The following is a 24,231-nucleotide window of genomic DNA, read 5'->3' on the forward strand; positions in this document are numbered from 1 at the left end:
GACACTGACTGTCCATGCGCGTCCGGGATGGTATTTCCAATGATCCGATTTACCCAAGGCAACCTCCTAGAAGCCAAGGCCGAAGCCCTCGTCAACACGGTGAATACCGTTGGCGTCATGGGCAAAGGCATTGCGCTGATGTTCAGGGAGCGCTTCGTGGAAAATTATCGGTTGTACTCGGCCGCCTGCAAGGCAGGCGAAGTGGAGACAGGCAAGGTTCATGTAACTGCAGTTAACGAACTGGAAGGACCTCGCTGGATTGTAAATTTCCCTACCAAACGGCACTGGCGATCACCTTCGCAGATGGCCTGGGTGACGGAGGGCCTTCATGATCTGCGCCGTTTCCTGATTGAAAACCAGGTGACTTCCGTGGCTCTCCCGCCGCTCGGCGCCGGTAACGGCGGCCTGAAGTGGCCCGAAGTCCGCGAGCAGATCATTGCTGTGTTGAGTGATCTGGATGTGGATGTCGTGGTGTTTGAGCCTTCCAACCAGTATATGAATGTCGCCAAACGTAGCGGGGTGGAAAAACTCACGCCTGCTCGCGCGCTCATCGCCGAACTGGTTCGGCGCTATTGGGTTTTAGGTATGGAATGCAGCTTGCTCGAGATACAGAAGCTGGCATGGTTTCTGGAGCGCGCCATAGAAAAGCTACCAGACACCAAGAACCCTTTGAACCTGAAGTTTGTAGCTCATAAATACGGACCGTATGCGAATCGGCTGGAGCATCTGCTCGATAATCTCGATGGCAGCTATCTGCATTGCGACAGACGCATCAGTGATGCGGGTATCAACGATGTGATCTGGTTTGAGGAAGAGCGTAGAGCTTTCTTGCAAACCTATCTTAGAACTGAAGCCAAGGAGTATGCCCAAGCACTGGAGCGTACCGCAGAGCTGATCGACGGTTTCGAGTCGCCCTTTGGCATGGAGCTATTGGCAACGGTCGATTGGTTGCTGAGCCGGGGGGGGGTTTCTCCAACAGTTCCTGCAGTGCGTGAAGCGCTGAGGCATTGGGATGGCGGTGCCGCTGCTGCCGCTCGCAAGAGCAGGCTGTTCGATGATCAGGCCCTGGATATAGCGCTCAAACGCCTGACCACCAGTATGTTCAAACCTGACATGGCTGCCTGCTGAAGGTAGACCCCAGTAGGAGCGGTCATCGGCCACAAAGACTCCACCGCGGCCGCCCCGACCCTGCCCTCATCACCCCTCGCAGAATCGAATCCGGTTACCGAAGGGGTCATACACCTCCAACAGCCGCCCCCAGCCCTGCTCGACGATCTGCGGACGGCCGTAGCCATAACGCTTGGCCAGCAGCTCATCACGCAACGCTTCGACACCGTGCATCGGCACGAACACGGTCGAGCCCGGTGAGCAATCGCCGTGGTGTTCGGAAAGATGCAACTGCAGATTCCCCCGCTCGACACCCAGGTACAGCGGCAAGTCGGCCTCGAAGCGATGCTCGAACTCGACCGTGAAACCCAGGAAGTCCAGATAGAACTCGCGGGCCTTGGCTTCGTCGAAAATCCGCAGGATGGGGATGGCCTTGTCGAAACCGATCACCGCTGAGGCAGTCGGCGCCAGGGTGGCCGAAGCGGTGTTCCAGTCCTTGTGCCCCAACTGCCGTGCAACCATTTCCAGGGCGGTGGAATGCGATACGTCGTGACCCTGCGCCTGCAGTGCGACGCGCAGCGTCTTGGCCATCTGCTTGGCGTGCTCGATTGAAAACATGACAACTCCCGAGTCGATGCATGCTGGTGCTCGCGTTGCCAGGCCTCGACCATCAAGAGAGGTGTGAAGGCGTGAGGGTGCAACAATGCTTTCACCTTTCCTTGCGGAGCGAGCGGCGGGCAGCATGGGCCGCCGCCGATGTTAGCGCAAAGCGTCGAAGGGGTCACCACGAGACACTCTCGCCGCTGGAAAATCCCGTTTTTCAGACACGATTAAAAGGCCGGCATGGCCATCGAAAATATCGTGACTGGGGCGTGGGCAACCGGCGCGAAAAAACCCGTGTGCAGGAATTTTCAGACCCGCCGACTCGCATTCATGGGGATATCGTTGTGGGTGATTGGCGAGGGCTGCGATGACAGGCTCATGCGTGCGAACGGTGCGTGCCCGAGTGTAAAAATCTTTTCAAACCAAGCCTGTTCCGCCTCGATTGACCATGCCCTGGCGCGCTGCTAACTCTTAGGACAGCGACACCGACCGTCAGTTTTCCTTCGAGGCGCTATCCATGAATACAGCCACGACCGCCCTACCCCCGGCCTTGCCGCCAGAGGCTTCGAGCACCCGCTCGATCGCCGCTGCGCTGTCGCACCAGAGCATTCACAACCTGGAGCGCTATTACGATCATTGGGCTCGCCACTATGACGCCGACGTCGAGGCCGAGGCCTATTGCGGGCCGACGATGGTCGTCGACCTGCTCGATGCCGTGGCTCAGCGAGGCAACATCGGTCACGACAGTCGCGTGCTCGATGCCTGCTGCGGCACCGGCCTGGTCGGACGCACCTTGCAGGAGCGCGGCTATCGGCAGATCAGCGGCTGCGACCTGTCCCGGCCCATGCTCGACCAGGCTCAGGCTTCCCGGGCCTACCAGCATCTGCACAACCAGATAGACCTGACCCAGCCGTTGCCACCGGCCCTGCTTCGGCACTTCGACGCGGTGGTCTGCTGCGGCGCCTTCATTCCCGGGCACCTGCCTGCCTCCGCGCTGCGTGGCCTGGTCGCCATGACCCGGCCTGGCGGCGTGGTGGTGCTGAGTGTTCGCGAGACTTACTTCGACACCGCCGGCTTCGAGCCTTTGTTGCAAAGCCTGGGGCGCGAGCAGGGACTTGTCGTGCTCGAAGCCCGGATGTCGGCCCGCTACCTGCAAAATGCGCGCGCCCACTACCTGGCCTTGTACGTCGCATGAACGGGGCCCACGACATGCCGGTTCTTCCTGTCATCTCCCTGGCACAACTGGCGGCAGGTGAGCCTGGAGCGCTTGCGCAACTGAGCGCAGCGTGCAAGGACGACGGCTTCTTCTATCTGGTGGATCACGGGCTTGCGGCTGCCCTGATCCAGCGCTACCTGAATGCCGCCCAGGCGTTCTTCGCGCTGCCGGAACCGCTCAAGCAGCGCTTCGGTCATGATTACCAGCCCGGCTACCCGCACACCGCGCGGGGTTACGTCGGGGCCTATGGCGAAACGCTGCATCCCGATGCAGGCCCGGACAACAAGCAGCACCTGGACTGGGGCATCGACCGGCCCGGTGGCGCGCCGTTCAGCGGCCCGAGCCTGCTCCCCGGTGAAGACCTCGCACCTGGCCTCAACGCCTGCGCCTACGCCCTGCAGGGCAACGTCATGGAACAGGTGTTCCCCCAGCTGCGCCAGGCCATCGCCAGTGCCTTGCAGCTGCCACCGCAGGCGTTCGATGCGCACTTCCGTCAGCCAACCCTGATCCAGCGCGCTTCATATTATCCAGCCGGGGCGGGAACGGCCGGCAAACATACCGACAACGGCTTTCTCACCCTGCTGATCCAGCAACCCCTGCCGCAGCCTTCACTGCGCATCTACAGCCGTGGCCAGTGGCTCGACGTACCGTGCCTGGAGGGCGCGGTCCTGGTCAATCTGGGCGACATGCTGCAGCGCTGGACCAACGAGCGCCTGGTCAGCACTGCGCATCAGGTCCTGCATCGTCAGCCGAGCGCACGGGTGTCACTGGCGTTTTTCATCTACCCGGATATCGACGCGATCATCGCACCCATCGGCGGCGGGCCAAGCTTTTCCACGGCCGAGGTGATGCTGGAGAATTTCGATTCGATCTGGGTACGCAAGCAGGGCGCTGGAAGGGCCCGCCAACTGGTTTGAACACACAAGGATTGGTTCGATGACCCCCTCTATCGGTTTTATCGGCGCAGGCAACATGGGCCGCCCATTCGTTCGCGCATTGCTCGACAACGGCTTCACAGTGACCGTCCACGACCATGACCCCGGTTGCGAGCGCTGGGTACGCAGCCAAGGTGCGCACTGGGCAGCGACCCCCGCCGCTGCGGCCGAAGGCGCCGCTCTGCTGATCACCTGCCTGCCGCTGCCCAGGCACGTACGCGAAACGATGCTCGGTCACGGCGGCGCCCTGGCAGCCCTGGGCAGTGGCGCGGTATGGATCGACACCTCCACCACCGACTACCACAACACGCTGGATATCGCCCGACTGGCCGGGCAGCGCGGGGTCATGAGCCTGGAAGCACCGGTCAGCAACCTCTCGCACATGGGCGTGGACTTCAACAACGTCTGCTTCTATGTCGGCGGCGAGCAAGCGGCGTGCGACATCGCGCGCCCGGTGCTGGACGCGATGGGCCAAAATACGCTTCATGTCGGCGCCATTGGTCACGGCCAGTCGGTCAAGCTACTGACCAACCTGTTGTTCTACGGCGCCACGCTGGCGTGGGGCGAGCTGTTGCTGGTGGCACAGAACCAGGGCCTGGACCTGCGCTGGCTGTGGAACGTGGCGAAGGAGTCGCGAGCCGATTGCTTCGTCGTCGACCAGGTCACACCGATGCTCCTCGACGGCAGCTATGACCACTCCTGCACCCTGGAGATCACCGTCAAGGACATGGCCCTGACCGTGGCCCTGGCCGACGAACTCGATGTCGAGCTGCGGCTGGGTCGCTGGATCGAGACGCGCTATCGCCAGGCCGGCAAACGTTATCCGGCCCATGCCAACCACCTCAAGGTGGTGGCGCTGATGGAAACGGAAAACCAGCGCCGCCTGCTGATCGACGGTTTCACCGCGCCCTCCCCCTATGGCGCCGACCGCACCTATCGCCATCCCGGCACCTTTGTCATCGACGCGCGCGGGCGGCGCAAGCCCAGCTTGCCGGAACGCTTTCGCTACCCGCTCAGCCATCCCGCCTGCGGTCGCTACGCCCAGTGCCTGCTGGAGGTCATGGCCTGGATCAACCACAACCTCCGGCAGGAGGCATTGCAACTGGGGCGCGCCATGGGCCTGGAGCCGTCGCTGCTCGAGCAGGTGGTCAGCCGCAGTTGCGGCGCCAGCTGGGTGGATGATCACCGCGACCACTACAGGCCGAACCTTGCGCTGCTGCGTGACCTCCCCGAACTGATGGGCTCGCTTCACCTGCCCATGCTGCATCAGCTGAACCTCGCCACCGTCGTCGACCCCGTGAGGCATGCATCATGAAGATCACCCGCCTGCGTATCTACCAGGTCGACCTGCCGCTGGACAAACCCTACGCGCTGTCCGGCGGGCGCCTGCACTACAGCGCGCTGGACAGCACCATCGTGGTGATCGAGACCGACCAGGGGCTGTTCGGAATCGGCGAAAGCTGCCCGTGGGGCGCCTCGTACCTGCCGGCGTTCGCTCTCGGCGTGCGTGCCGGGCTGGCCGAACTGGCACCTCACCTGCTGGGCTGCAACCCGCTCAACCTGAATGCGATCAACCAGGTCATGGACCAGGCACTGCCTGGCCACCCCTACGTCAAGACAGCGATCGACATGGCCTGCTGGGACATTCTCGGGCGCCACAGCAACCTGCCGGTACACGCCCTGCTGGGGGGGCGCCTGAACGCCGAGCTGACCCTGCAGAGCAGCATCCCCACCGCCACGCCCCGGCAAATGGTCGCCGACATGCACCTGGCGCATGCCGAAGGCTATCGGACCCATTCATGCAAGGTCGGATCGGGCGTGGTGGCGGATCTGGCGCGAATCCAGAGCCTGCTCGCCGAGCGCATGAACGGCGATCAACTGACCTTCGACGCCAATCGCGCCTGGCTGCCGGCACAGGCGGTGGCCGTGATGAACGCCGTCAGGGACTGCGATGTGCATTTCGAGCAGCCCTGCGAAACCCTGGAACAGTGCCAGCATGTCCGCAGCCTGACGCGGCAGCCGCTGATCCTGGACGAGTGCATTCACGGCGCTGGCGACCTGTACCGCGCCAGCGCCTCGAATACGGCCCAGGCCATCGGCCTGAAGATCGCCCGTGTCGGCGGGCTGACCAAGGCTCGGCAGCTACGCGACTACTGCATCCAGCAGGGTATCCAGATGAACATCGAAGACGTCGGCGGCAGCCAGATCGCCGACACCGCGGCCATGCACCTGGCCCTGGCCACCCCCAATCAATACCTGCGCGCCAGCTGGAATGCCTGCCGCCATCACAGCGTCGTCACGGCCCTGGGCGGCGTGCACGTAAGCCGCGGCATCGCCCGCCTGGACGACACGCCGGGGCTTGGGCTGACCCTGTGCCCGAACGCACTGGGCGAGGCGGTGGCCATTCATGAATGACTCATTGCCAAGGACCGCAACCATGCCCCTGGACAGCGGTGACTTCCACCCCGATGCAGGACGCTCGCACAACCTGCCGGGGGGTTTCTACTTCGACCCGAATCACTACGGGCAGGAACTGCAGCAGATTTTCTACCGCACCTGGCAGTACGCCTGTCATGTCTCCAGGCTGGCCGTGGAAGGTGCCTATCTGGTGTGCGAGATCGGCGAGCAAAGCGTGCTGGTGCTGCACGGCCAGGACGGCCAGCTCAGGGCGTTCCACAACGTTTGCCAGCACCGTGCGCATCGCCTGCTCGAAGGCTGCGGACAGCTGCGTGGCGCGATCACCTGCCCCTACCATGCATGGCGCTACGATCACGCCGGCAGATTGCAGAGCGCGAGGCACAGTTGTGACGTGGCAGGCTTCGAACCCGCCCGCGCGCACCTCGCCGGCGTGCGCCTGGAAGTGATGTGTGGCCTGGTCTTCGTCAATCTGGACGCGGACGCCCCACCCCTGGCCAGCCAGCTCGCCGGGCTCGAAGCGCAACTGCGCAGTTTCGCGCCCGCGCCCGAGTCGCTGCACCACAGCTACAGCCATACCTATGCGCTGCGGGCGAACTGGAAGGTCTCGGTGGAAAACTATTCGGAGTGCTATCACTGTCCCGGCTGCCACCCCAGTCTGTCGCACCAGACCCTGGATCTGAGCAGCTACCAAATCGACATCCACCCAGGCTTTCATGCCCACCTGAGCAACGATCAGGGTGCACGGCAAGGCTACGCAACCAATCCTGACGCACCCCGCAGCGGTGAATTCGGTGCCTGGTACGTCTGGCCGAACCTGTGCATCGAGGTCTATCCGGGCGGCTACATGAACCTGTTGCACCACGTACCCACGGGCGCGCAGCGCTGTGAGCAGCGTGTGCAGTGGTTCACCCAAGGCCTGCACCCCGATGCCCGGGAGCAGGCTGTGATCGATTTCGTGGCGGTGGTGCGTGAAGAAGACTTGCCCTTGTGCGAAAGTGTCCAGAAAGGCCTGCATAGCCACGGCTACAGCGGTGGCCGGTTGGTGGTGGACACGGCTCGCAGCGGCTTTAGCGAACATGCCGTGCATGATATTCAGAAGCGGGTGCTGGAAGCATTCGCCGGTCATGGAGCACGCGATGGATAGCCCTTCTTCCGATATTTCCCGACCGCCAACCTGGCGGCGCCTGGGCACCCGGCCCACGGTCTTGCGGCTGACGGGCCTGCCCGCTGCCGGCAAGACCACCATCGCCAAGGCTACCGAGGCGGCACTTGCCGCCCTCGGCTATCACTGCGTGGTGCTCGATGGCGACGAACTGCGCCGCGGACTCTGCCGGGACCTGAGCCTGAGCGACGACGACCGGCTGGAACACGTGCGTCGCACCGCCGAGGTTGCGCGCCTGCTGTGTACCGGCGGCGGCCTGGTGCTGGTTGCGCTGATTTCACCGCGTATCGCGCACCGGGCCCTGGCGCGGCAGATCGTCGGCGATGCAGCCTTCGTCGAGGTGTTCGTCGATACACCGCTGGCGCTCGCCGAAGCACGCGATCCCAAGGGGCTGTATCGGCAGGCGCGCGCCGGCGCGCTGAACGGTTTCACCGGGATCGATGCCACCTACGAAGCGCCGTCGGCGCCCCACGTCAGGCTGGCCACCGCCAGCATGAGTTGCGCATGCTCGGTGCAGGCCCTGCTCGACTGCCTGCAGCAACGCGCCGCCATAGACTGAAGATCAGGCCAATACGGGCCGAGGATCGAGCAACAGCTCCTGCAGCCATTGCACCAGCAGTCGGGCTGCCGGCGACAGCGGGTTGGCATGCCACTTGTAGACTCCCAACGCATCGCCCATGGACCACTGCTTGTCGAACAGGCGCACCAGCCTGCCGTCCGCCAGCATCTGGCGCGTGGTCATTCCCCAGCCCAAGGCCACACCGTGACCTTCCAAGGCTGCCTGCATCATGACCGGGAAACTGTTGAAGCCCATGCCTTGGCTGCCAACGCGAAACGATGCACCGACGCTTTCCAGCCATTGATCCCAGATCACGAAGTCCTGCGCACGGGGTTCGTAATGCAACAGTCGGCACTTGGGCAGAGTGTCCAGGCTCAGCCACGGGGCGATGCTCTTGAAGTAGTCGGGGCTGCAGACCGGGAACACTTCATCGGGCGCGCTGAACAGCAGCACGTGATCGGCACTGGCCCGGCCCATGGTCTGCACCGCCACGTCGAAACGCTCACGCTCCTCGCCTATGGCCGCCAGCGTGGAATGCAGCTTGAGCTCGATATGCGGATGTTTCTGGTGAAAGCCGGCCAGCGCCGGCATGAACAGGTAGAACGCTTCCACCAACTGCGACGACAGCACCACGGTACCGGCCGACGACTGCTGCTGACGCAGCTTTTCGGTCTGCCGAGCGATATCGAACAGGGCGGCCGCGACCGTTTGGCGATAGCTTTCGCCTGCATCGGTGAGGAAAACCCCGCGGCTTTTGCGATCGAACAGTTGCACGCCCAGGCTTTCTTCAAGCGAGCGAACCTGGCGACTGATCGCGGTCTGGGTCAGGTGGAGCTCTTCTGCCGCTCGAGAAAAACTCTGCAGCCGGGCGGCGGCTTCGAAGGGAATCAACGTTGATAGAGGCGGCAGCTTGCGCCGAAGGTTTTCCATAACCTGAAGTTGCTCTGGGCGACGAAATGGTCGTTTCAAACGATGTCATCTTTTGACGCATCATGCAAAGACTGACCGCCTGGGTTCTGCGCATGGAACAGCGACCGCTTCTCCGCGACACACGCTCAAGCGTATCGCTGATCACCGCTTCGGTATTTCTGGTGTCCGCCTCCGATGCGCTGATCAAACTGGGCAGTGCCGATTTCACGGTATGGCAGCTGTACGTCGTTCGCTCCTCGATCGCCATTGCCCTGCTCCTGCTGTGGCTAGGTTTTTCGCGAAGTGCCGGCCTGTGGCGCAACCTGATCTGCGACCGCTGGATACTCCTGCGCAGCGCCGCCTTGACCCTGATGTGGATCGCCTTCTATGCGGCCCTGCCGCACATGAGCCTGAGCCTGGCCGCACTGGCGCTCTACACCGCGCCGCTGTTCATTGCCCTGCTGTCGGCGCTGGTGCTGCGCGAAACGGTGAGCCCAAACCGCTGGCTGGCCATCGCCTTGGGCTTCGTCGGTGTGCTGATCATTCTGCGCCCAACGGCTGCCGATTTTTCCGGCATGACCCTGCTGCCGGTGCTGGCAGCCCTGCTCTATGCCGTGGCCGCCGTACTGACCCGTGCCCGCTGCAGCGATCGCTCGGCGCTGGTGCTGGCGCTGAACCTGAACCTGTGTCTGTGCCTGGTCGGCGCGACGATGCTGCTGGGCCACCAACTGCTCGGTACGCCCCAACCATCACTGCCGAGCGACTTCCTGGCGCCGCACTGGGTAGTGCTGGGGCCTGTGCAGTGGTTACTGATGGGCGTGCTCGCGGTCCTCATGGTGCTGATGAGCGCCGGCGTGGCAAAGGCCTACCAGATCGGTCCGAGCGCAGTCGTGGGCGCCTTCGATTACAGCTATCTGCTGTTCGCGATGTTCTGGGGCTTTGTTCTTTTCAAGGAAATACCCGATACAGGCATGGTTTTGGGCATGGGCCTGATTGCTGCATCCGGAGTCTGGGTGCTGCGTAGCTGACCAAGGAGCTGGACATGTTGATGCGACCGCTGCGAGTGATCATCTGGGCCGTATCCAGAAGCCGCTCTACTGCACTCGAACGCTGCGTGATGGAACACCCTGCCGTGCACGTGCTTCACGAACGGCTGAGCGAACCGTTCCTGATGCAGCACTGGCCCGACAAGTACCGCAGCGTGCTCGACACCCGCCGCAGGACCGGCAACCGGGAGCCTGTCCCGACCTACGGCCAGGCCTTGGAGGCACTCGCCCGCGGCCCGCTGCCTGCGGGCAAGTCCGTGTTGCTGAGCAAGGAAATCGCCTGGTTCTGCGACTTCGCCCAGATCGACGATGGCTGGCTGCAGCAGTTCAAGCACGTGTTTCTGGTGCGCGAGCCACTGGCGGTCATGCGCTCGCTGTACCGCGTCGGCACTCAGGGCGAAAGTACCTGGTTCGATCCCGACGAGTCAGGGTTCGAGGAGCTGCTGGCACTGTACTGGCGCGTGCAGCGGGCGTGTCCGGCCCAGAGTCTGCTGGCCCTGGAAAGCGATCACGACCTGATGCAGGACAGCACAGGCGGCTTGAGCTCGCTGTGCGATTTCATGAGCGTGCCGTTCAATGCAGCCATGCTGCAATGGCAAGCGCAAGAGGTGCCCGCCTGGCAGTTTTTCAAGGGCTGGCACGAAGAAGCACAGCGTTCGACCGGTTTCGCAGCGGTGCACCATCCCGAACAGGCCTATCCTGCGGTGGTCGGCGAACGCGCAACCACTGCCCAACCCACCTGGCGATTCTTCGCCCTGCTGGCTGGCCGGCATCGGCCGGGAAGTCCAACCGGCATGCTGCGCAGTCTGCATCGCACGCCGTCGGCGCAGCTGGATATCGTCCTGTTGCACCGTGGCGAGGAAGACCTCAGCCATCTGCTCTGGAGCATTGCCCAATTTCCCGAAGCTAACTGCCATGCCCTCGACACATCGTCACTGATGTCCACGGACGCGGGGAAACTGCCCGAGCTGCATGACCTGGTCGGCCAGCCATTGCTGCTGGCCTGCAGCGAAGCGGGCGCCGCCGGGCAGCAACAGCTGCTCGACCGGCTGGCGGCACAGACGTGCGTGATCGGCCTGCTGACCGAAACCGGCTTCCATCTGCTCGATGCCCAAGGCCGGACCGGCCCCTCGCCATTGCCCGCGCCCCAAGCCTGTGCCTTGCACCTGCAGCGCTTGCGCGAACGCAGCCTCGATGACTGGGCGACGTTCAACCATTACAACCAAAGCACGGCAGCCGTTCCCGATTGGCTGGACACGTTCACCGCCGCCGTGGCTGCCGACCCGGATCACATTGCCGTCAGCGATGGACGCGACAGCCTGACCCTACGGCAGTTGCACGACCGCGCACAGCAACTGGCCAGGGTTCTGCAAGCCCGCCTGGTGCCTGATGCATGGGCGGTGCTGTTCAAGCGCAAGAATATTCACACCGCCGTTGCCATGACTGCCTGTGCCCTGGCAGGCCGGCCGTATCTCGAGGTACCTGCCTGGTACAGCGCTGACCATTGCCAGCAGTTGCTGGAGCGCCTGGGCGAGTGCCTGGTGCTGTGCGACGCCGATAGCGCACGGCAACTGCCGGCGGCACAACCTCATATGCTGGAAGGCCAGTTTGCCCGCCAGGCACCTGCGGACTGCCCGCCGTGGGCTCGCACGCGTTCGTCGATCGCCTACGGTCTGTTGACCTCGGGCACCAGCGGCCCGGCCAAGGTGGCACTGATGCCAGCGCCGGCCATGCTCGACTCCCTGAACCTGTGGCAGAGCTACCTGCAGCCGGGGCAACGCGTAGGCCTGAATGCCTGGCTCACCGGCTACCTGTATTACCCGCTGCTCAGCCGATGCACCACGGTGGTCATTGCCGATGAGGTGGTGCTGGATCCGCTGCGCCTGATGCACTTCATCGCCGACAACCACTTGCAGCAGATCATGATCACCCCCTCGCTGTTGCAGGGGCTGGCCCGTGAAGAGATTCGCTTCGTGTCCTGCTGTACCGGCCTGCGGGTACTCTGGAGCAGCGGCGAGAGCCTGTCGGCGGCCCTGCGTTCACAGGTACAGGCCTTGCTGCCCGACTGCTGCCTGATCGACCTGTACGGCTCCAACGAAGCCGGCGACGTTGCGCTCAGGCACGAAGACGGCACCTTGCAGTTGATCAAGGGCGTGGAGGCACGCGTGCTCGACCGGCAAGGCCAGGCCGTGCCCCGCGGCGCTGCGGGCCACCTGCACCTGCGCACCCCGGGGCTGTTGCGCGGCTACCTCGGCCAGCCCAGCGGCGTGCCGCTACCCAACGGCGGGCTGTTCGACACAGGGGACCGTGTGGTCTGGCTGGGCAATGGCCGCCTGCGGTTGCTCGGGCGCGACAGTGCCCACCTCAAGATACGTGGCTACAAGGTGCATCCGGAACACGTCGAACAAGTCTTGAACAGCCACCCACTGGTAGTCCAGAGCCACATCGGCAGCCGGCACGAAGGCGCCGCTCGCCAGTTGCTGGCCTACGTCGTCCCCGCAAGCCCCGAGCATCTGCCCACGGCCACGGCCCTGCGCGCGTGGGCCAGCCTGCACCTGCCGTTCTTTGCCGTGCCCAGCGCCTACTACGCCGTGGCCAGTCTGGGGGCGGGTCACAATCAGAAGCGCGGGGCGCTGAGCGACGCGCACTCGAGCCAGGCCGTGCCACTGCCCGAGGATGAGGTGTCGCTGACCGCCACCCAGGCCCAGGTTTCCACGGTGTGGCAGGCAGTGTTGGGCAACGATATTCCCGCATTGCACCCGGACGATGATTTCTTCGACCGCGGCGGTAGCCTGCAACTGAGCGAACTGCTGCTCGAACTCAACCACAGCTTCGACGTGCAGCTTTCCCTGGCCGCGCTGCTCGAAGACACCCGCCTGCAAGGCATGGCACTGGCCATCGACCGCACTCGGGCCGGGCTGCCCGCCGCAGCGATCCTGCGCGAAGTCGCCGTGGAGGCGGCGCGCTACGCATTCATTCCCGGACCGCAGCGCGGGGAAGACATTCTTCACACCTATCGGACCAAACCAGGCAAGCGCGTCCTGCTGACCGGCGCCACGGGCTTTTTCGGCGCCTTCCTGCTCGCCGCCCTGGCCCGCCAGCCCGAGGTCGAGCAGGTCATTTGCCTGGTGCGCGCCCAGAACCTGAGTGACGCGCGTCGGCGCTGCCTGGGCAACCTGCAGCGTCATGGCCTGGTACCGCCCGGCGTGCCCCTGGACTGGCTCGGCAAGCTGCAGATGGAATGCGCCGACCTGGCGGCCGAGCATTTGGGCCTATCGCCCGTCGCCTACCAGAGCCTCACGCAGACCGCGGATTGCGTGGTGCATGCCGGGGCCGAGGTCAATTGGGTCAAGCCTTACGCCAACCTGGTGCGGTGCAATGTCGAAGGCACCGCCCAAGTCGTCCAATTGGCCCTCAACGGTTCGATGCCGCTGCTCATGGTCTCGACCCTGGCCGCAGGCGGCAGCGCGCGGACCGGGTACGAGGAAAGCAAGCATGTGGCCGAAGCCTTTGCACTGAACGCTGCACGCGAACATGGCCTGCCGGTCATCATCGCCCGCTGTGGCGACCTGGCCGCGCCGCTCGAGGTCGAGCACAGTACGATCAATGACAACGACTACGTGTGCCTGCTGCTGGGCGCCTGCCTGTTGCTGGGGTGCTGGCCGGCCGACCTGGAAGGGGGCGTCAATCTGACGCCGGTAGACGTTGCCGCACAGATCATGGCAAGCCTGGCAGTCCAGGCGCCCGCCGGCAAACTGGGTCGGGCCTCGAACCTGTGCCACCCACACGGCGCGCTGTCCTGGCGAACCCTTTGCGGCTGGGTGGCCGACAACCTCGCACCGGGCAGTTTCGCACCGCTGCCTCTGGCACGCTGGCGGCTGCGCCTGGACAACGACCCGCGTCAACACCCGATCATTGCCAAGACCCGCCTGATTCTGCCGATGATTCTCGACGACCTGGCCGCCGCACCGCCGCACAACGATTTCGAGTTTCCCGCCACTTCTCCGATTCGCCTCAGCGCGCAATGGGCCGCCCGGCTGACTCGGCAATTGCTGCAGACCCTCGGGCAGGCCAGTCGATGAATGGGCGAATGGTCACCGCCTGGGCGGCCGCGCAACGCCAGCGTGAACTGATGACGCTCAGCTACCGCAGCCCGCCGCTGCGTCCAATGGACGTGGAGATTCAGGTCACCCATTGCGGTCTGTGCAGCAGCGATCTGCACCTGATAGATGGCCACTGGGGCGATGCCAGTGTCTACCCCCAGGTGTGCGGGCATGAAGTGATCGGCCGCGTCAGCGCCGTGGGTGAAAACGTAGCCGGGGTGCGCGTGGGCCAACGCGTCGGCGTCGGCTGGTACCGCAGCGCCTGCCTAGCCTGTGAATTCTGCCTGCGTGGCGAGGAGCAGCACTGCCCCTGCCTGATCGCTACCTGCACTCACGGAGAGCACGGCGGGCTGGCCGACTACCTGTACTGCGACAGCCGTTTCGTGTTCCCCATCCCCGACGAGCTGAGCAGCGAACACGCCGCGCCCCTGCTGTGCGCCGGCGTCACAGTGCACACGGCGCTCAAGCGCGCCACCTGGCCCGGCATGGCCGTCGGCATCGTCGGCATCGGTGGCTTGGGCCATCTTGCCATCCAGTTCGCGGCCAAGCGCGGCTGCCGCGTCACAGCGCTCTCGAGCAGTCCGCACAAGCAGCGCGATGCCCTGACCCTGGGCGCCAACCGTTTCGTCGACCTGAGTAAATCGGTGGACTGCAAGCAAGTGCGCAATGCTTTCGACTACATTCTGGTGACCAGCGCGGTCGCCTGCGACTGGTCGGCCATCGTCGACATGCTCCGGCCCTTTGGCGTGCTGTGTTTCGCCGGCATGCCACCGCCGGTGACATTTGATGTCGCGGCCATGATGTACAAGACGTTGAGCATCACCACCGCCAACGTCGGCGGGCGTCAGGATATCCAAGACACCCTGGCTTTCGCGGCGGCGCGCCAAGTGCGGCCCTGGGTGCAGTCGTGGCCGCTGGAAGATGTCAACCACGCCATACGGCAATTGCGCAAAGGACGAGTCCACTATCGAGCGGTGATGCAGGTCGGCGAGGAGCCGGTCCAGGGGCTTTAGGCGCGGCTTGGGGGCGGCACTCCATTTGCCCCGCAGCCGCCCGTCTGCTAACGTCGCCCGGTTTCAATCCTTCTCGCCGAGACCGCTGCCATGGCCCGCAAAAAAGCATCCCTGGATTTCGAACAATCCCTGGCCGACCTGCAGACGCTGGTCGAACGCCTGGAGAACGGCGAGCTGTCGCTGGAAGACTCGCTGAGCGCTTTCGAGAACGGCATCCGCCTTACCCGTGACTGCCAGAGCGCGCTGGCCCAGGCCGAGCAGAAAGTGCAGGTCCTGCTGGAAAAGGACGGCGAGCTCACCGAAGAACCCTTCGATACGGAACAGCCTGAATGATCGCCGCCTACCAGGCTCTCTGCCAACAGCGCGTGGACGGTGCCCTGCAAGACCTGTTCGTGCCGCCCTCGGCCGAGCTGACCCGGTTGTACCAGGCCATGCGCTACAGCGTCATGAACGGCGGCAAGCGGGTTCGTCCGCTGCTCGCCTACGCCGCCTGCGAGGCATTGGGCGCCGATGCCACCCAAGCCAATGGCGCCGCCTGTGCGGTGGAGCTGATCCACGCCTACTCGCTGGTGCACGACGACCTTCCGGCCATGGACGACGACGACCTGCGCCGTGGCCAGCCCACCACGCACAAGGCGTTCGACGAAGCCTGCGCGATCCTGGCCGGTGATGGCCTGCAAAGCCTGGCCTTCACCGCGCTGCTCGACCCAGCCCTGAGCCCGCAAAGCGATGCCATACGACTGAGCATGGTCCAGGTGCTGGCCCAGGCTGCTGGCCCGGCGGGAATGGTCGGTGGCCAGGCCATCGACCTGGGCTCGGTGGGCCTGCAGTTGAACCAGCAGGCGCTCGAGTTCATGCACCGGCACAAGACCGGCGCCCTGATCGAGGCGAGCGTACGCCTCGGCGCGCTGGCCAGCGCGCGGGCGCAGCCGTCGCAGCTCGAGTGCCTGCAGACTTATGCGCAGGCGGTTGGGTTGGCTTTCCAGGTGCAGGACGACATCCTCGACGTCGAAAGCGATACCGCCACCCTGGGCAAGCGCCAGGGTGCCGATATCGCCTTGAACAAACCGACCTACCCGGCGCTGCTCGGGCTCGATGCGGCCAAGGCCTATGCGCTGGATCTGCGCGATCAGGCGTTGCATGCATTGCGTCCGTTCGACGCCGCTGCCGAGCCGTTGCGCGAACTGGCGCGCTACATTGTGGCGCGACGCAACTGACGAGCGCGTGCGCACCCGACGCCGCATCAGGTAAACTGATCCATTCCTAGAACTCATAACGATTCGCCTGATGCCCACGACGTTTCAAGAGATCCCCCGCGAACGCCCGGCGACGCCTCTGCTCGACCGTGCTGACACTCCTGCCGGCCTGCGCCGTCTGGGCGAAGCCGAGCTCGAAACACTGGCAGACGAACTGCGCCAGGAGCTGCTCTATACGGTCGGCCAGACCGGCGGGCATTTCGGTGCCGGCCTGGGCGTCATAGAGCTGACCATCGCCCTGCACTACGTTTTCGACACGCCCGACGATCGTCTGGTGTGGGACGTCGGCCACCAGGCCTACCCTCACAAGATCCTCACCGGCCGCCGCGAGCGCATGGCCAGCCTGCGCCAGAAGGACGGCATCGCCGCCTTTCCGCGGCGCAGCGAAAGCGAATACGACACCTTCGGCGTCGGCCACTCCAGCACGTCCATCAGTGCCGCATTGGGCATGGCCATCGGCGCGCGCCTGCAGAACAGCGGGCGCAAGGCCATTGCCGTGATCGGCGATGGTGCGCTGACCGCAGGCATGGCCTTCGAAGCGCTGAACCACGCGCCTGAAGTCAATGCCGACATGCTGGTGATCCTCAACGACAACGACATGTCGATTTCGCGCAACGTCGGTGGGTTGTCCAATTACCTGGCCAAGATTCTCTCCAGCCGTACCTACACCAGCATGCGCGAGGGCAGCAAGAAGGTGCTATCGCGCCTGCCCGGTGCCTGGGAAATCGCTCGCCGCACCGAGGAATACGCCAAGGGCATGCTGGTTCCCGGCACCCTGTTCGAAGAGCTGGGCTGGAACTACATCGGGCCGATCGACGGCCATGACCTGCCAACCCTGGTGGCCACCCTGCGCAACATGCGCGACCTCAAGGGGCCGCAGTTCCTGCACGTCGTCACCAAGAAGGGCAAGGGCTTCGCCCCGGCCGAGGTCGACCCGATCGGCTACCACGCCATCACCAAGCTCGACCCGCTCGACGCTCCGGTCGTGGCTCCAGCCAAGGCCAGCGGGCCGAAGTACTCGGGCGTGTTCGGGCAGTGGCTGTGCGACATGGCGGAAGCCGACCAACGCCTGGTCGGTATCACCCCGGCCATGAAGGAAGGCTCGGACCTGGTCGCCTTCAGCGAACGCTTCCCCGAGCGTTACTTCGACGTCGCCATTGCCGAACAGCATGCGGTGACCCTGGCGGCCGGCATGGCCTGCGAAGGCGCCAAGCCGGTGGTGGCGATTTATTCGACATTCCTGCAGCGCGGTTACGATCAGCTGATCCACGACGTGGCGGTGCAGAACCTCGACGTTCTGTTCGCCATCGACCGCGCCGGCCTGGTCGGCGAAGACGGTCCGACCCATGCCGGCAGCTACGACCTGTCGTACCTGCGCTGTATCCCCGGCATGCTGGTGATGACGCCCAGCGACGAAAACGAGCTGCGCCTGATGCTCAGCACCGGCCACCACTACTCAGGGCCGGCGGCCGTACGCTATCCACGCGGCAATGGCCCGGGCGCAGTGATCGGCGCCAGTCTGGACAGCATCGAGATCGGCAAGGGCGTGGTGCGTCGCAAGGGTCGTGGCATCGCCATTCTGGTGTTCGGTGTGCAGCTGACCGAGGCGCTGACAGTCGCGCAAAAGCTCGACGCCACCGTTGCCGACATGCGCTTCGTCAAGCCGCTCGACGAGCAACTGGTCCGTGAGCTGGCCGACAGCCACGATCTGCTGGTCACGCTCGAAGAGAATGCCATCATGGGTGGCGCAGGTTCAGCGGTCAGTGAATTCCTGGCCCGCGAAGGCGTGCTCAAGCCTGTGTTGCACCTCGGCTTGCCGGATGCCTATGTTGAACACGCGAAGCCTGCGCAGATGCTGGCCGAATGTGGCCTGGATGCGGTGGGTATCGAAGCGGCCATTACCCTGCGCCAGCGCCTGCTGCAACGCTGACGTCACTTCGCTGCAGGGCTCACACCGTCAGCCCTGCAGCGCGCTACACCCCTTCACTACCCTTGCGGATCGTGCCGACCACTTCCCCCTGATGCTCGCTGCCCATCATATGGCCAAGCTTGCCGGCCTTGGTGGCCAGGTAGTATTTGTTGTGTGGGTTGTGCCCGGTGTGCAGCGGTACCCGCTCGGCCACGCTGATGCCCATGTCGGTCAACGCCTTGACCTTGCGCGGATTGTTGGTCATCAAGCGCAAGGCCTTGACCCCCAAGTGCTCGAGCATCGGTTCGCACATGCCGTAGTCGCGCTGGTCGGCAGCGAAGCCCAGGCGCTCGTTGGCCTCGACCGTATCGGCACCGCCGTCCTGCAATTCATAGGCACGGATCTTGTTCAGCAAGCCAATACCCCGGCCTTCCTGGCGCAGGTACAGCAAGACACCGCGCCCTTCCCGGGCAATGGCCTGCAATGCGGCCTCGAGTTGCGAGCCGCAGTCGCAGCGCTGGCTGAACAGCGCGTCCCCGGTCAGACATTCCGAATGCAGGCGCCCCAGTACGGGCGCGCCGTCAGCCACATCGCCCAGGCTGAGCACGACATGCTCGCGGCCCGTGGCCTCATCGAGAAAACCATGCATGGTGAACAAAGCGAAAGGCGTGGGAAGCTGAGAAGCAGCGACAAAAACGACGGGCACCGGGTGCTCCTGATTCTTGATGAACTTGACAAGGGCAGTATTGTAACAGCAGCTCTGCGCACCTGCTCAGTGGATGATCGTCGCGCCTGTGCCGCGGCTCGATCAAGGGGCTGGCAACGCGGGGTCGAACGGATAGGGTTGGCCCCAGCGCTGGTAGATCCCGCGCAGCTGCCCGGTCTTGACCAACTGTTCCATGCGCTGATCGTAGACGGCAAGCAATGCTCGGCCACGCGCACTGTCGCTGAAGCCCAGGTACAGCGGCAACTCGGCCACGTGCACGCGCTTGAAACGCTCGGGCTCGGCGGCCTGGCGCAGGATCACTTCGATTTCGGTCAGGGCATCGACGTAATAGTCGGCACGATCGTGTTCGAGCATGGACAGGATGCCGGTGCGGCGCTGGACCTCATTGTAGGTTCGCACGTTAGGCAGGTATTTCTGGAATTGGTAGCCGCGTACCCAGGCCAGTCGATAGCCGCCCAGGCTGGCGAAATCGACCTGAGGCTTGTCGGCCAGGCTCAAGGCGAAGATATGATCAGTGTCGTAATGCCAGCGCGGGTACAGAGCATGTGCCTCGTTCTGGTAAGAACCGACCCAGGCATCGGCCTGACCCTGCTGTACCAGCCCGACCGACCGGATGTAGGGCTCGCTGCGTGTGACCACGGCGATGCCTGCCGGCTGGAAGACCTCGCGCAGCACGTCCCAGGCCAGGCCACTGCCGTCAGCGTTGGTGTAGTCTTCCCAGGCTTCGCTGACCAGATCGATGCGCGCAGGCGGCAGCGATACCTCTGCACTGGCTGCCCAGCACACCAACAGCATCGCCGCTCCCAGCAACCCTCGCCACCCAGCCATCCGTTGCGCCCTCAAAGCCGGCCTGCACGCCGATTCACACGAAGCTCCAGCCCCACACCAGCAGCTGCATGGCCAACCAGGCAAAGACCCCAGCCAGCACATCATCGAACATGATACCCACACCGCCATGCACGTGGCGATCTATCCAGCGAATCGGCCATGGCTTGAGAATGTCGAAGAAGCGGAACACCAGAAACCCCACCAGCAGCCAGACCCAACCTTCGGGCACCAGCCACAGGGTGATCCACATGCCGACCATCTCGTCCCAGACGATGCCTTCGTGATCGTGCACGCGCAGGTCGTCGGCGACCTTGCCGCACAGCCAGATGCCGAACAGCATGCTTACGCCCAGCATCAGCCAGTAGCCCCAGTCGGGCAACATCTGCCACAACGGAATGAACGGCACGGCGACCATCGATCCCCAGGTGCCCGGCGCCTTGGGCAAGGTTCCGGAGCCAAAACCGAAGGCCAGGAAATGCCATGGATTACGCCACACCGAAGGGGGCACGAACTCCGCTGGAACCTGGTTGGGATGGTCTGTCACGGTGTCTCCGCAAAATGTTGGTAGCCCCGAATGGTCGGGGTGATGTCCTGGCCGTGACGGTCGACCAGCGTGACGCCTTCGCCAACACTCGCTTGGCCGATGACGAAAAACACCGCGCCCTGAGCGCGCAGGGTGGTTTCTTCTTCAGGAGGCAGGGTGAAAGCCAGTACATAGTCGTCCCCCCCGCTCAGCGCCGCTGACCAGGCCTGTTCCAGGCCGAGCAGCGACTGCAGGGCATTGGACACCGGCAGTCGCTCGCGTTCCACCCGCAAGGCGACTTTCGACGCCCTGGCAATGTGGCCGCAGTCGGCCAACAAGCCGTCGGAGATATCCAGCGCCGCGCTGGCCCTGCCCCGCAAGGCCTGGCCCAGCGCGAATTGCGGCAGCGGTGACCAGTAGTGAGCCAGCAAGGGCCCGGCCACCGCAGGCTCGGCATGTCGCTGGCCAAGCACCAGCGGCAGCGCGCCCGCAGCGTCGCCCAGCCTGCCGCCGACACACAGCAGATCACCCGGCCGGGCACCGCTACGCGTCAGCGCCAAGCCATGGGGCAGATGGCCGAACACAGTCAGGGTCAGGCTCAACGGGCCACGCGTGGTGTCACCCCCGACCAGGCGCAGGCCGCAGCGCTCGGCCATGGCATCCAGGCCGGTGGCGAACCCTTGCAGCCACTGCGCCGAAAAGCTGGGCAGGGTCAGGGCCAGGGTAAATCCCAGAGGGCTGGCCCCCATGGCAGCCAGGTCGCTGGCCGCGACGGCCAGGGCGCGCTGGCCCAGCAGGAGTGGGTCGGCACCCTGGGGAAAATGCACGCCGGCAACCAGGGTGTCGGTGGAAACCGCCATCTGCTCGCCCGGCGCCAGCGCCAGCAGGGCACAATCGTCGCCGATGCCCAAGGCCACACCATCGCCGGCCCGCGCACAGGACGCGGCGGCGAAATAGTGTCGGATCAGCTCGAATTCGCCCATGGGCTGCATGTCCGCGATCAGCGCTTGTGCGCTGCCACTTCCGGGCCACGCAAGCTCGGCGCCAGCTTGTCGAGCACGCCGTTGACGAACTTGTGGCCGTCGGTGGAACCGAACACCTTGGCCAGCTCGATACCTTCGTTGATCACCACACGGTAAGGCACGTCGACCCGCTTGAGCAGTTCCCAGGTGGACAAGCGCAGCACGGCCAACTCGACCGGATCGAGCTCGTCGATGGTGATGTCCAGGCACGGCGCCAGGGCGCTGTCGATTTCATCGCGGCTGGCCGGCACACCGTGCAGGATTTCGCGGAAATAGGCGCCGTCGACGTCACCAAAATCGTTGTCGACGCGGAACTGCGCTTCGATCTCGTTCAGCGAATGCTTGGCCATGTGCCATTGGTACAGGGCCTGGGTTGCCAATTGACGCGCCTCGCGGCGCTTGGCGCTGCGTGAAGGCTTGCCGGCGTCCGCAGGCTTAGGATCGCGTGGATTGAAGCGATCGCTTTCGTCGTTGATCACTTGGCCTCCAACTGCGCCAGCAGGCTGACCATTTCCAGGGCAGAAAGCGCAGCTTCCGCACCCTTGTTGCCAGCCTTGGTGCCGGAGCGCTCGATGGCCTGCTCGATGGTGTCCACGGTCAGTACGCCGAAGGCGACCGGTACACCGAACTCCATCGACACCTGGGACAGACCTTTGGTGCATTCGCCGGCAACGTATTCGAAGTGCGGCGTGCCGCCCCGAATCACCGCGCCCAGCGCGATGATCGCGGCGTATTCGCTTTGCTGTGCAACCTTCTGCGCGACCAGCGGGATCTCGAACGCGCCCGGGGCGCGAATCAGGGTGATGTCGCTTTCGCTGACGCCGTGGCGAACCAGGGCATCGACGGCGCCGCTCACCAGGCTTTCGACGACGAAGCTGTTGAAGCGGCCAACCACCAGGGCGTAGCGGCCTTTGGGGGCGATGAAGTTACCTTCGATGGTCTTCAGGGTCATTCGGGTCTGTCTCATCTTAAAGAGCCAGGCCGCCTGCAGGCGGCCTCTGCGGATAATGGATCACGAACATCGAGACTGCAGGTCACGGGCAGGCCGATGCATCGGCACCGCCGCCACCCTTGCAGCCTGTCTTTATTCGGAGGGCACGTATTCTACAACTTCCAGATCGAATCCGGATATCGCATTGAACTTCATTGGCGAGCTGAGCAGGCGCATCTTGCGCACGCCCAGGTCGCGCAGGATCTGCGAACCGGCGCCGACGATACTGTAGGTGGTCGGGGTTTTTGCCACGGCCTGCCCGGCACTTTCACGCAGGTGCGCCAGCAGCACGTCGCCGTCCTGCTGGTGGCCGAGCAACAGCACCACGCCACTGCCGGCCTCGGCAACCGCGCTCATCGCCGCGCGCAGGCTCCAGCGGCCCGGTTGCTTGACCATCAGCAGGTCGCGCAGCGGGTCCATGTTATGCACCCGCACCAGGGTCGGCTGGTCCGCCACCACTGTGCCCAGGGTCAGCGCCATGTGCACGTCGCCTTCCACCGAATCACGATAGGTCACCAGGTTGAACTGGCCCAGCTCACTGTCCAGCGGCTGCTCGGCAATCCGCTGAACGGTACGTTCATGGATCATCCGATAGTGGATCAGATCGGCAATGGTGCCGATCTTGATGTCATGCTGGGCCGCGAACACTTCCAGTTCGGCACGGCGCGACATGGTGCCGTCGTCGTTCATTACCTCGCAGATCACCCCGCTGGGCTCGAAGCCGGCCATCCGCGCCAGGTCGCACGCAGCCTCGGTGTGGCCCGCGCGGGCCAGCGTGCCGCCCGCCTGGGCCATCAACGGGAAGATGTGCCCAGGGCTGACGATGTCCTCGGCGCGCGCATCGGCCGCAGCCGCGGCCTGCACCGTGCGGGCGCGGTCGGCGGCGGAGATGCCGGTGGTCACGCCGGTGGCCGCTTCGATGGACACGGTGAACTTGGTACCGAAGCCCGACCCGTTGCGCGGCGCCATCAGCGGCAGCTTGAGCGTCTCGCAGCGCTCGCGGGTCATCGGCATGCAGATCAGGCCACGCGCGTGGCGGGCCATGAAGTTGATGTGCTCGGCCTTGCAGCATTCGGCGGCCATGATCAGGTCGCCTTCGTTTTCGCGGTCTTCGTCATCCATCAGGATGACCATCTTGCCCTGGCGGATATCTTCCACCAGCTCTTCGATCGTGTTGAGCGCCACGCGGCACCCCCTTGTGTTCAGAACAGCGCGCTGTTCAGGATTTCAGGTAGCCGTTGGCCGCCAGGAAGCTTTCGCTGATGGCGCCCTGGCTCGGCTCGCTGGCCTTGTCGCCCAGCAGCAGACGCTCAAGGTAGCGCGCCAGCAGATCGACCTCGAGGTTGACCAGGCGACCTGGACGGTAGTCGTCCATGATGGTTTCGCTCAGCGTGTGCGGAATGATCGTCAATGCGAACTCGGCGCCATCCACGGCGTTCACCGTCAGGCTGGTGCCGTCGACGGTGATCGAACCCTTGTGGGCGATGTACTTGGCCAACTCTTTCGGCGCGCGGATACGGAATTCCACGGCGCGGGCGTTTTCCTGGCGTGAAACCACCTCGCCGACGCCATCGACATGGCCGCTGACCAGGTGCCCACCCAAACGCGTGGTGGGGGTCAGGGCCTTTTCCAGGTTGACCCGGCTGCCGTTCTTGAGCTGGTGGAAAGCGGTGCAGTCCAGGGTTTCGCGGCTGACGTCGGCGACGAAGCCGTTGCCCGGCAGTTCGACGGCCGTGAGGCAGACGCCATTGATGGCAATGCTGTCGCCGAGTTTGACATCGCCCAGGTCGAGCTTGCCGGTGTCGACGTGTACGCGCACGTCACCGCCCTTGGGGGTCAACGCACGGATGCTGCCGATGGATTCGATGATGCCGGTGAACATGAGTCCTCCTCGAGAACAAGGC

The 24,231-nt window shown here is 64.4% G+C and carries 23 protein-coding genes; 13 read left to right on the top strand and 10 right to left on the bottom strand.

Annotation, left to right across the window (positions count from 1 at the left end; all coding sequences use genetic code 11):
* The first annotated feature begins 39 nt into the window (after positions 1-39).
* Positions 40-1,128 carry a type II toxin-antitoxin system antitoxin DNA ADP-ribosyl glycohydrolase DarG gene (darG, locus tag H7993_RS19800; RefSeq protein WP_185795417.1) on the top strand — a complete coding sequence of 363 codons (1,089 nt, stop codon included), beginning with the start codon at positions 40-42 and terminating at the stop codon, positions 1,126-1,128.
* 69 nt (positions 1,129-1,197) lie between these two features.
* On the opposite strand, the gene H7993_RS19805 is transcribed toward darG, so the two are convergent.
* The gene (locus H7993_RS19805; RefSeq protein ID WP_185795418.1) at positions 1,198-1,725 is read right to left on the bottom strand and encodes a glyoxalase superfamily protein; all 528 of its coding nucleotides are present in this window, start codon (positions 1,723-1,725) and stop codon (positions 1,198-1,200) included.
* A 502-nt stretch (positions 1,726-2,227) separates the two neighbouring features.
* On the opposite strand from H7993_RS19805, the gene H7993_RS19810 reads away from it, so the two are divergent.
* From H7993_RS19810 to cysC, 6 genes are read left to right on the top strand one after another with little or no spacing between them, the layout of a single operon-like run.
* The gene (locus tag H7993_RS19810) at positions 2,228-2,905 is read left to right on the top strand and encodes a class I SAM-dependent DNA methyltransferase (protein ID WP_185795419.1); all 678 of its coding nucleotides are present in this window, start codon (positions 2,228-2,230) and stop codon (positions 2,903-2,905) included.
* A 14-nt stretch (positions 2,906-2,919) separates the two neighbouring features.
* Positions 2,920-3,843 carry an isopenicillin N synthase family dioxygenase gene (locus H7993_RS19815; protein ID WP_185795420.1) on the top strand — a complete coding sequence of 308 codons (924 nt, stop codon included), beginning with the start codon at positions 2,920-2,922 and terminating at the stop codon, positions 3,841-3,843.
* Positions 3,844-3,862: 19 nt separating this feature from the next.
* Positions 3,863-5,176 (top strand): NAD(P)-dependent oxidoreductase, encoded by a 1,314-nt coding sequence (locus H7993_RS19820; RefSeq protein ID WP_185795421.1) that lies wholly within the window; start codon positions 3,863-3,865, stop codon positions 5,174-5,176.
* Positions 5,173-6,276, top strand: coding sequence for a mandelate racemase/muconate lactonizing enzyme family protein (locus H7993_RS19825; RefSeq protein WP_185795422.1), 1,104 nt, complete (start codon positions 5,173-5,175; stop codon positions 6,274-6,276). Before H7993_RS19820 ends, H7993_RS19825 begins: the two co-directional genes overlap by 4 nt.
* Before the next feature lie 22 nt (positions 6,277-6,298).
* Positions 6,299-7,423, top strand: a complete 1,125-nt coding sequence (locus tag H7993_RS19830) for an aromatic ring-hydroxylating oxygenase subunit alpha (RefSeq protein WP_185795423.1) — start codon at positions 6,299-6,301, stop codon at positions 7,421-7,423.
* Positions 7,416-8,000, top strand: coding sequence for an adenylyl-sulfate kinase (cysC, locus tag H7993_RS19835; protein WP_206683086.1), 585 nt, complete (start codon positions 7,416-7,418; stop codon positions 7,998-8,000). The genes H7993_RS19830 and cysC overlap by 8 nt, the downstream gene beginning before the upstream one ends.
* Before the next feature lie 3 nt (positions 8,001-8,003).
* On the opposite strand, the gene H7993_RS20835 is transcribed toward cysC, so the two are convergent.
* Entirely contained in the window at positions 8,004-8,930 is a 927-nt protein-coding gene (locus H7993_RS20835; protein WP_185795425.1) for a LysR substrate-binding domain-containing protein, read from the bottom strand.
* A 62-nt stretch (positions 8,931-8,992) separates the two neighbouring features.
* Here H7993_RS20835 and H7993_RS19845 point away from each other — a divergent pair, with 62 nt between their 5' ends.
* The 6 genes from H7993_RS19845 (at position 8,993) to dxs (ending at position 18,257) form a co-directional block, all read left to right on the top strand.
* Positions 8,993-9,937, top strand: coding sequence for a DMT family transporter (locus H7993_RS19845; protein ID WP_122800955.1), 945 nt, complete (start codon positions 8,993-8,995; stop codon positions 9,935-9,937).
* A gap of 14 nt (positions 9,938-9,951) precedes the next feature.
* Positions 9,952-14,037 carry an SDR family oxidoreductase gene (locus tag H7993_RS19850; RefSeq protein WP_185795426.1) on the top strand — a complete coding sequence of 1,362 codons (4,086 nt, stop codon included), beginning with the start codon at positions 9,952-9,954 and terminating at the stop codon, positions 14,035-14,037.
* A gap of 8 nt (positions 14,038-14,045) precedes the next feature.
* Entirely contained in the window at positions 14,046-15,071 is a 1,026-nt protein-coding gene (locus H7993_RS19855) for an NAD(P)-dependent alcohol dehydrogenase (protein WP_185795427.1), read from the top strand.
* Positions 15,072-15,161: 90 nt separating this feature from the next.
* Positions 15,162-15,404, top strand: coding sequence for an exodeoxyribonuclease VII small subunit (locus H7993_RS19860; protein WP_090360636.1), 243 nt, complete (start codon positions 15,162-15,164; stop codon positions 15,402-15,404).
* Positions 15,401-16,288 (top strand): (2E,6E)-farnesyl diphosphate synthase, encoded by an 888-nt coding sequence (gene ispA / locus H7993_RS19865; RefSeq protein ID WP_185795428.1) that lies wholly within the window; start codon positions 15,401-15,403, stop codon positions 16,286-16,288. Before H7993_RS19860 ends, ispA begins: the two co-directional genes overlap by 4 nt.
* A gap of 70 nt (positions 16,289-16,358) precedes the next feature.
* Entirely contained in the window at positions 16,359-18,257 is a 1,899-nt protein-coding gene (gene dxs / locus H7993_RS19870) for a 1-deoxy-D-xylulose-5-phosphate synthase (RefSeq protein ID WP_185795429.1), read from the top strand.
* Between the two features lie 43 nt (positions 18,258-18,300).
* On the opposite strand, the gene ribA is transcribed toward dxs, so the two are convergent.
* From ribA to H7993_RS19910, 8 genes are all read right to left on the bottom strand, one after another.
* The gene (ribA, locus tag H7993_RS19875; RefSeq protein WP_122475596.1) at positions 18,301-18,942 is read right to left on the bottom strand and encodes a GTP cyclohydrolase II; all 642 of its coding nucleotides are present in this window, start codon (positions 18,940-18,942) and stop codon (positions 18,301-18,303) included.
* A gap of 102 nt (positions 18,943-19,044) precedes the next feature.
* Positions 19,045-19,791: a substrate-binding periplasmic protein gene (locus tag H7993_RS19880; protein ID WP_122475598.1), complete on the bottom strand. Its 747-nt coding sequence runs from the start codon at positions 19,789-19,791 to the stop codon at positions 19,045-19,047.
* Between the two features lie 34 nt (positions 19,792-19,825).
* The gene (locus H7993_RS19885) at positions 19,826-20,335 is read right to left on the bottom strand and encodes a phosphatidylglycerophosphatase A family protein (RefSeq protein ID WP_049860803.1); all 510 of its coding nucleotides are present in this window, start codon (positions 20,333-20,335) and stop codon (positions 19,826-19,828) included.
* Positions 20,332-21,297: a thiamine-phosphate kinase gene (thiL, locus tag H7993_RS19890; protein ID WP_185795430.1), complete on the bottom strand. Its 966-nt coding sequence runs from the start codon at positions 21,295-21,297 to the stop codon at positions 20,332-20,334. The genes H7993_RS19885 and thiL overlap by 4 nt, the downstream gene beginning before the upstream one ends.
* A gap of 17 nt (positions 21,298-21,314) precedes the next feature.
* Positions 21,315-21,815, bottom strand: a complete 501-nt coding sequence (gene nusB / locus H7993_RS19895) for a transcription antitermination factor NusB (protein WP_122475600.1) — start codon at positions 21,813-21,815, stop codon at positions 21,315-21,317.
* Entirely contained in the window at positions 21,812-22,288 is a 477-nt protein-coding gene (gene ribH / locus H7993_RS19900; RefSeq protein ID WP_122475602.1) for a 6,7-dimethyl-8-ribityllumazine synthase, read from the bottom strand. The genes nusB and ribH overlap by 4 nt, the downstream gene beginning before the upstream one ends.
* Positions 22,289-22,420: 132 nt before the next feature.
* Entirely contained in the window at positions 22,421-23,512 is a 1,092-nt protein-coding gene (gene ribBA / locus H7993_RS19905; RefSeq protein ID WP_185795431.1) for a bifunctional 3,4-dihydroxy-2-butanone-4-phosphate synthase/GTP cyclohydrolase II, read from the bottom strand.
* Between the two features lie 34 nt (positions 23,513-23,546).
* On the bottom strand, positions 23,547-24,209 hold the full coding sequence (locus H7993_RS19910; RefSeq protein WP_122475606.1) for a riboflavin synthase: 663 nt from the start codon (positions 24,207-24,209) through the stop codon (positions 23,547-23,549).
* Positions 24,210-24,231 lie beyond the last annotated feature (22 nt).

This window comes from Pseudomonas baltica (assembly GCF_014235765.1).
In the GTDB taxonomy this organism is placed as follows: domain Bacteria; phylum Pseudomonadota; class Gammaproteobacteria; order Pseudomonadales; family Pseudomonadaceae; genus Aquipseudomonas; species Aquipseudomonas baltica.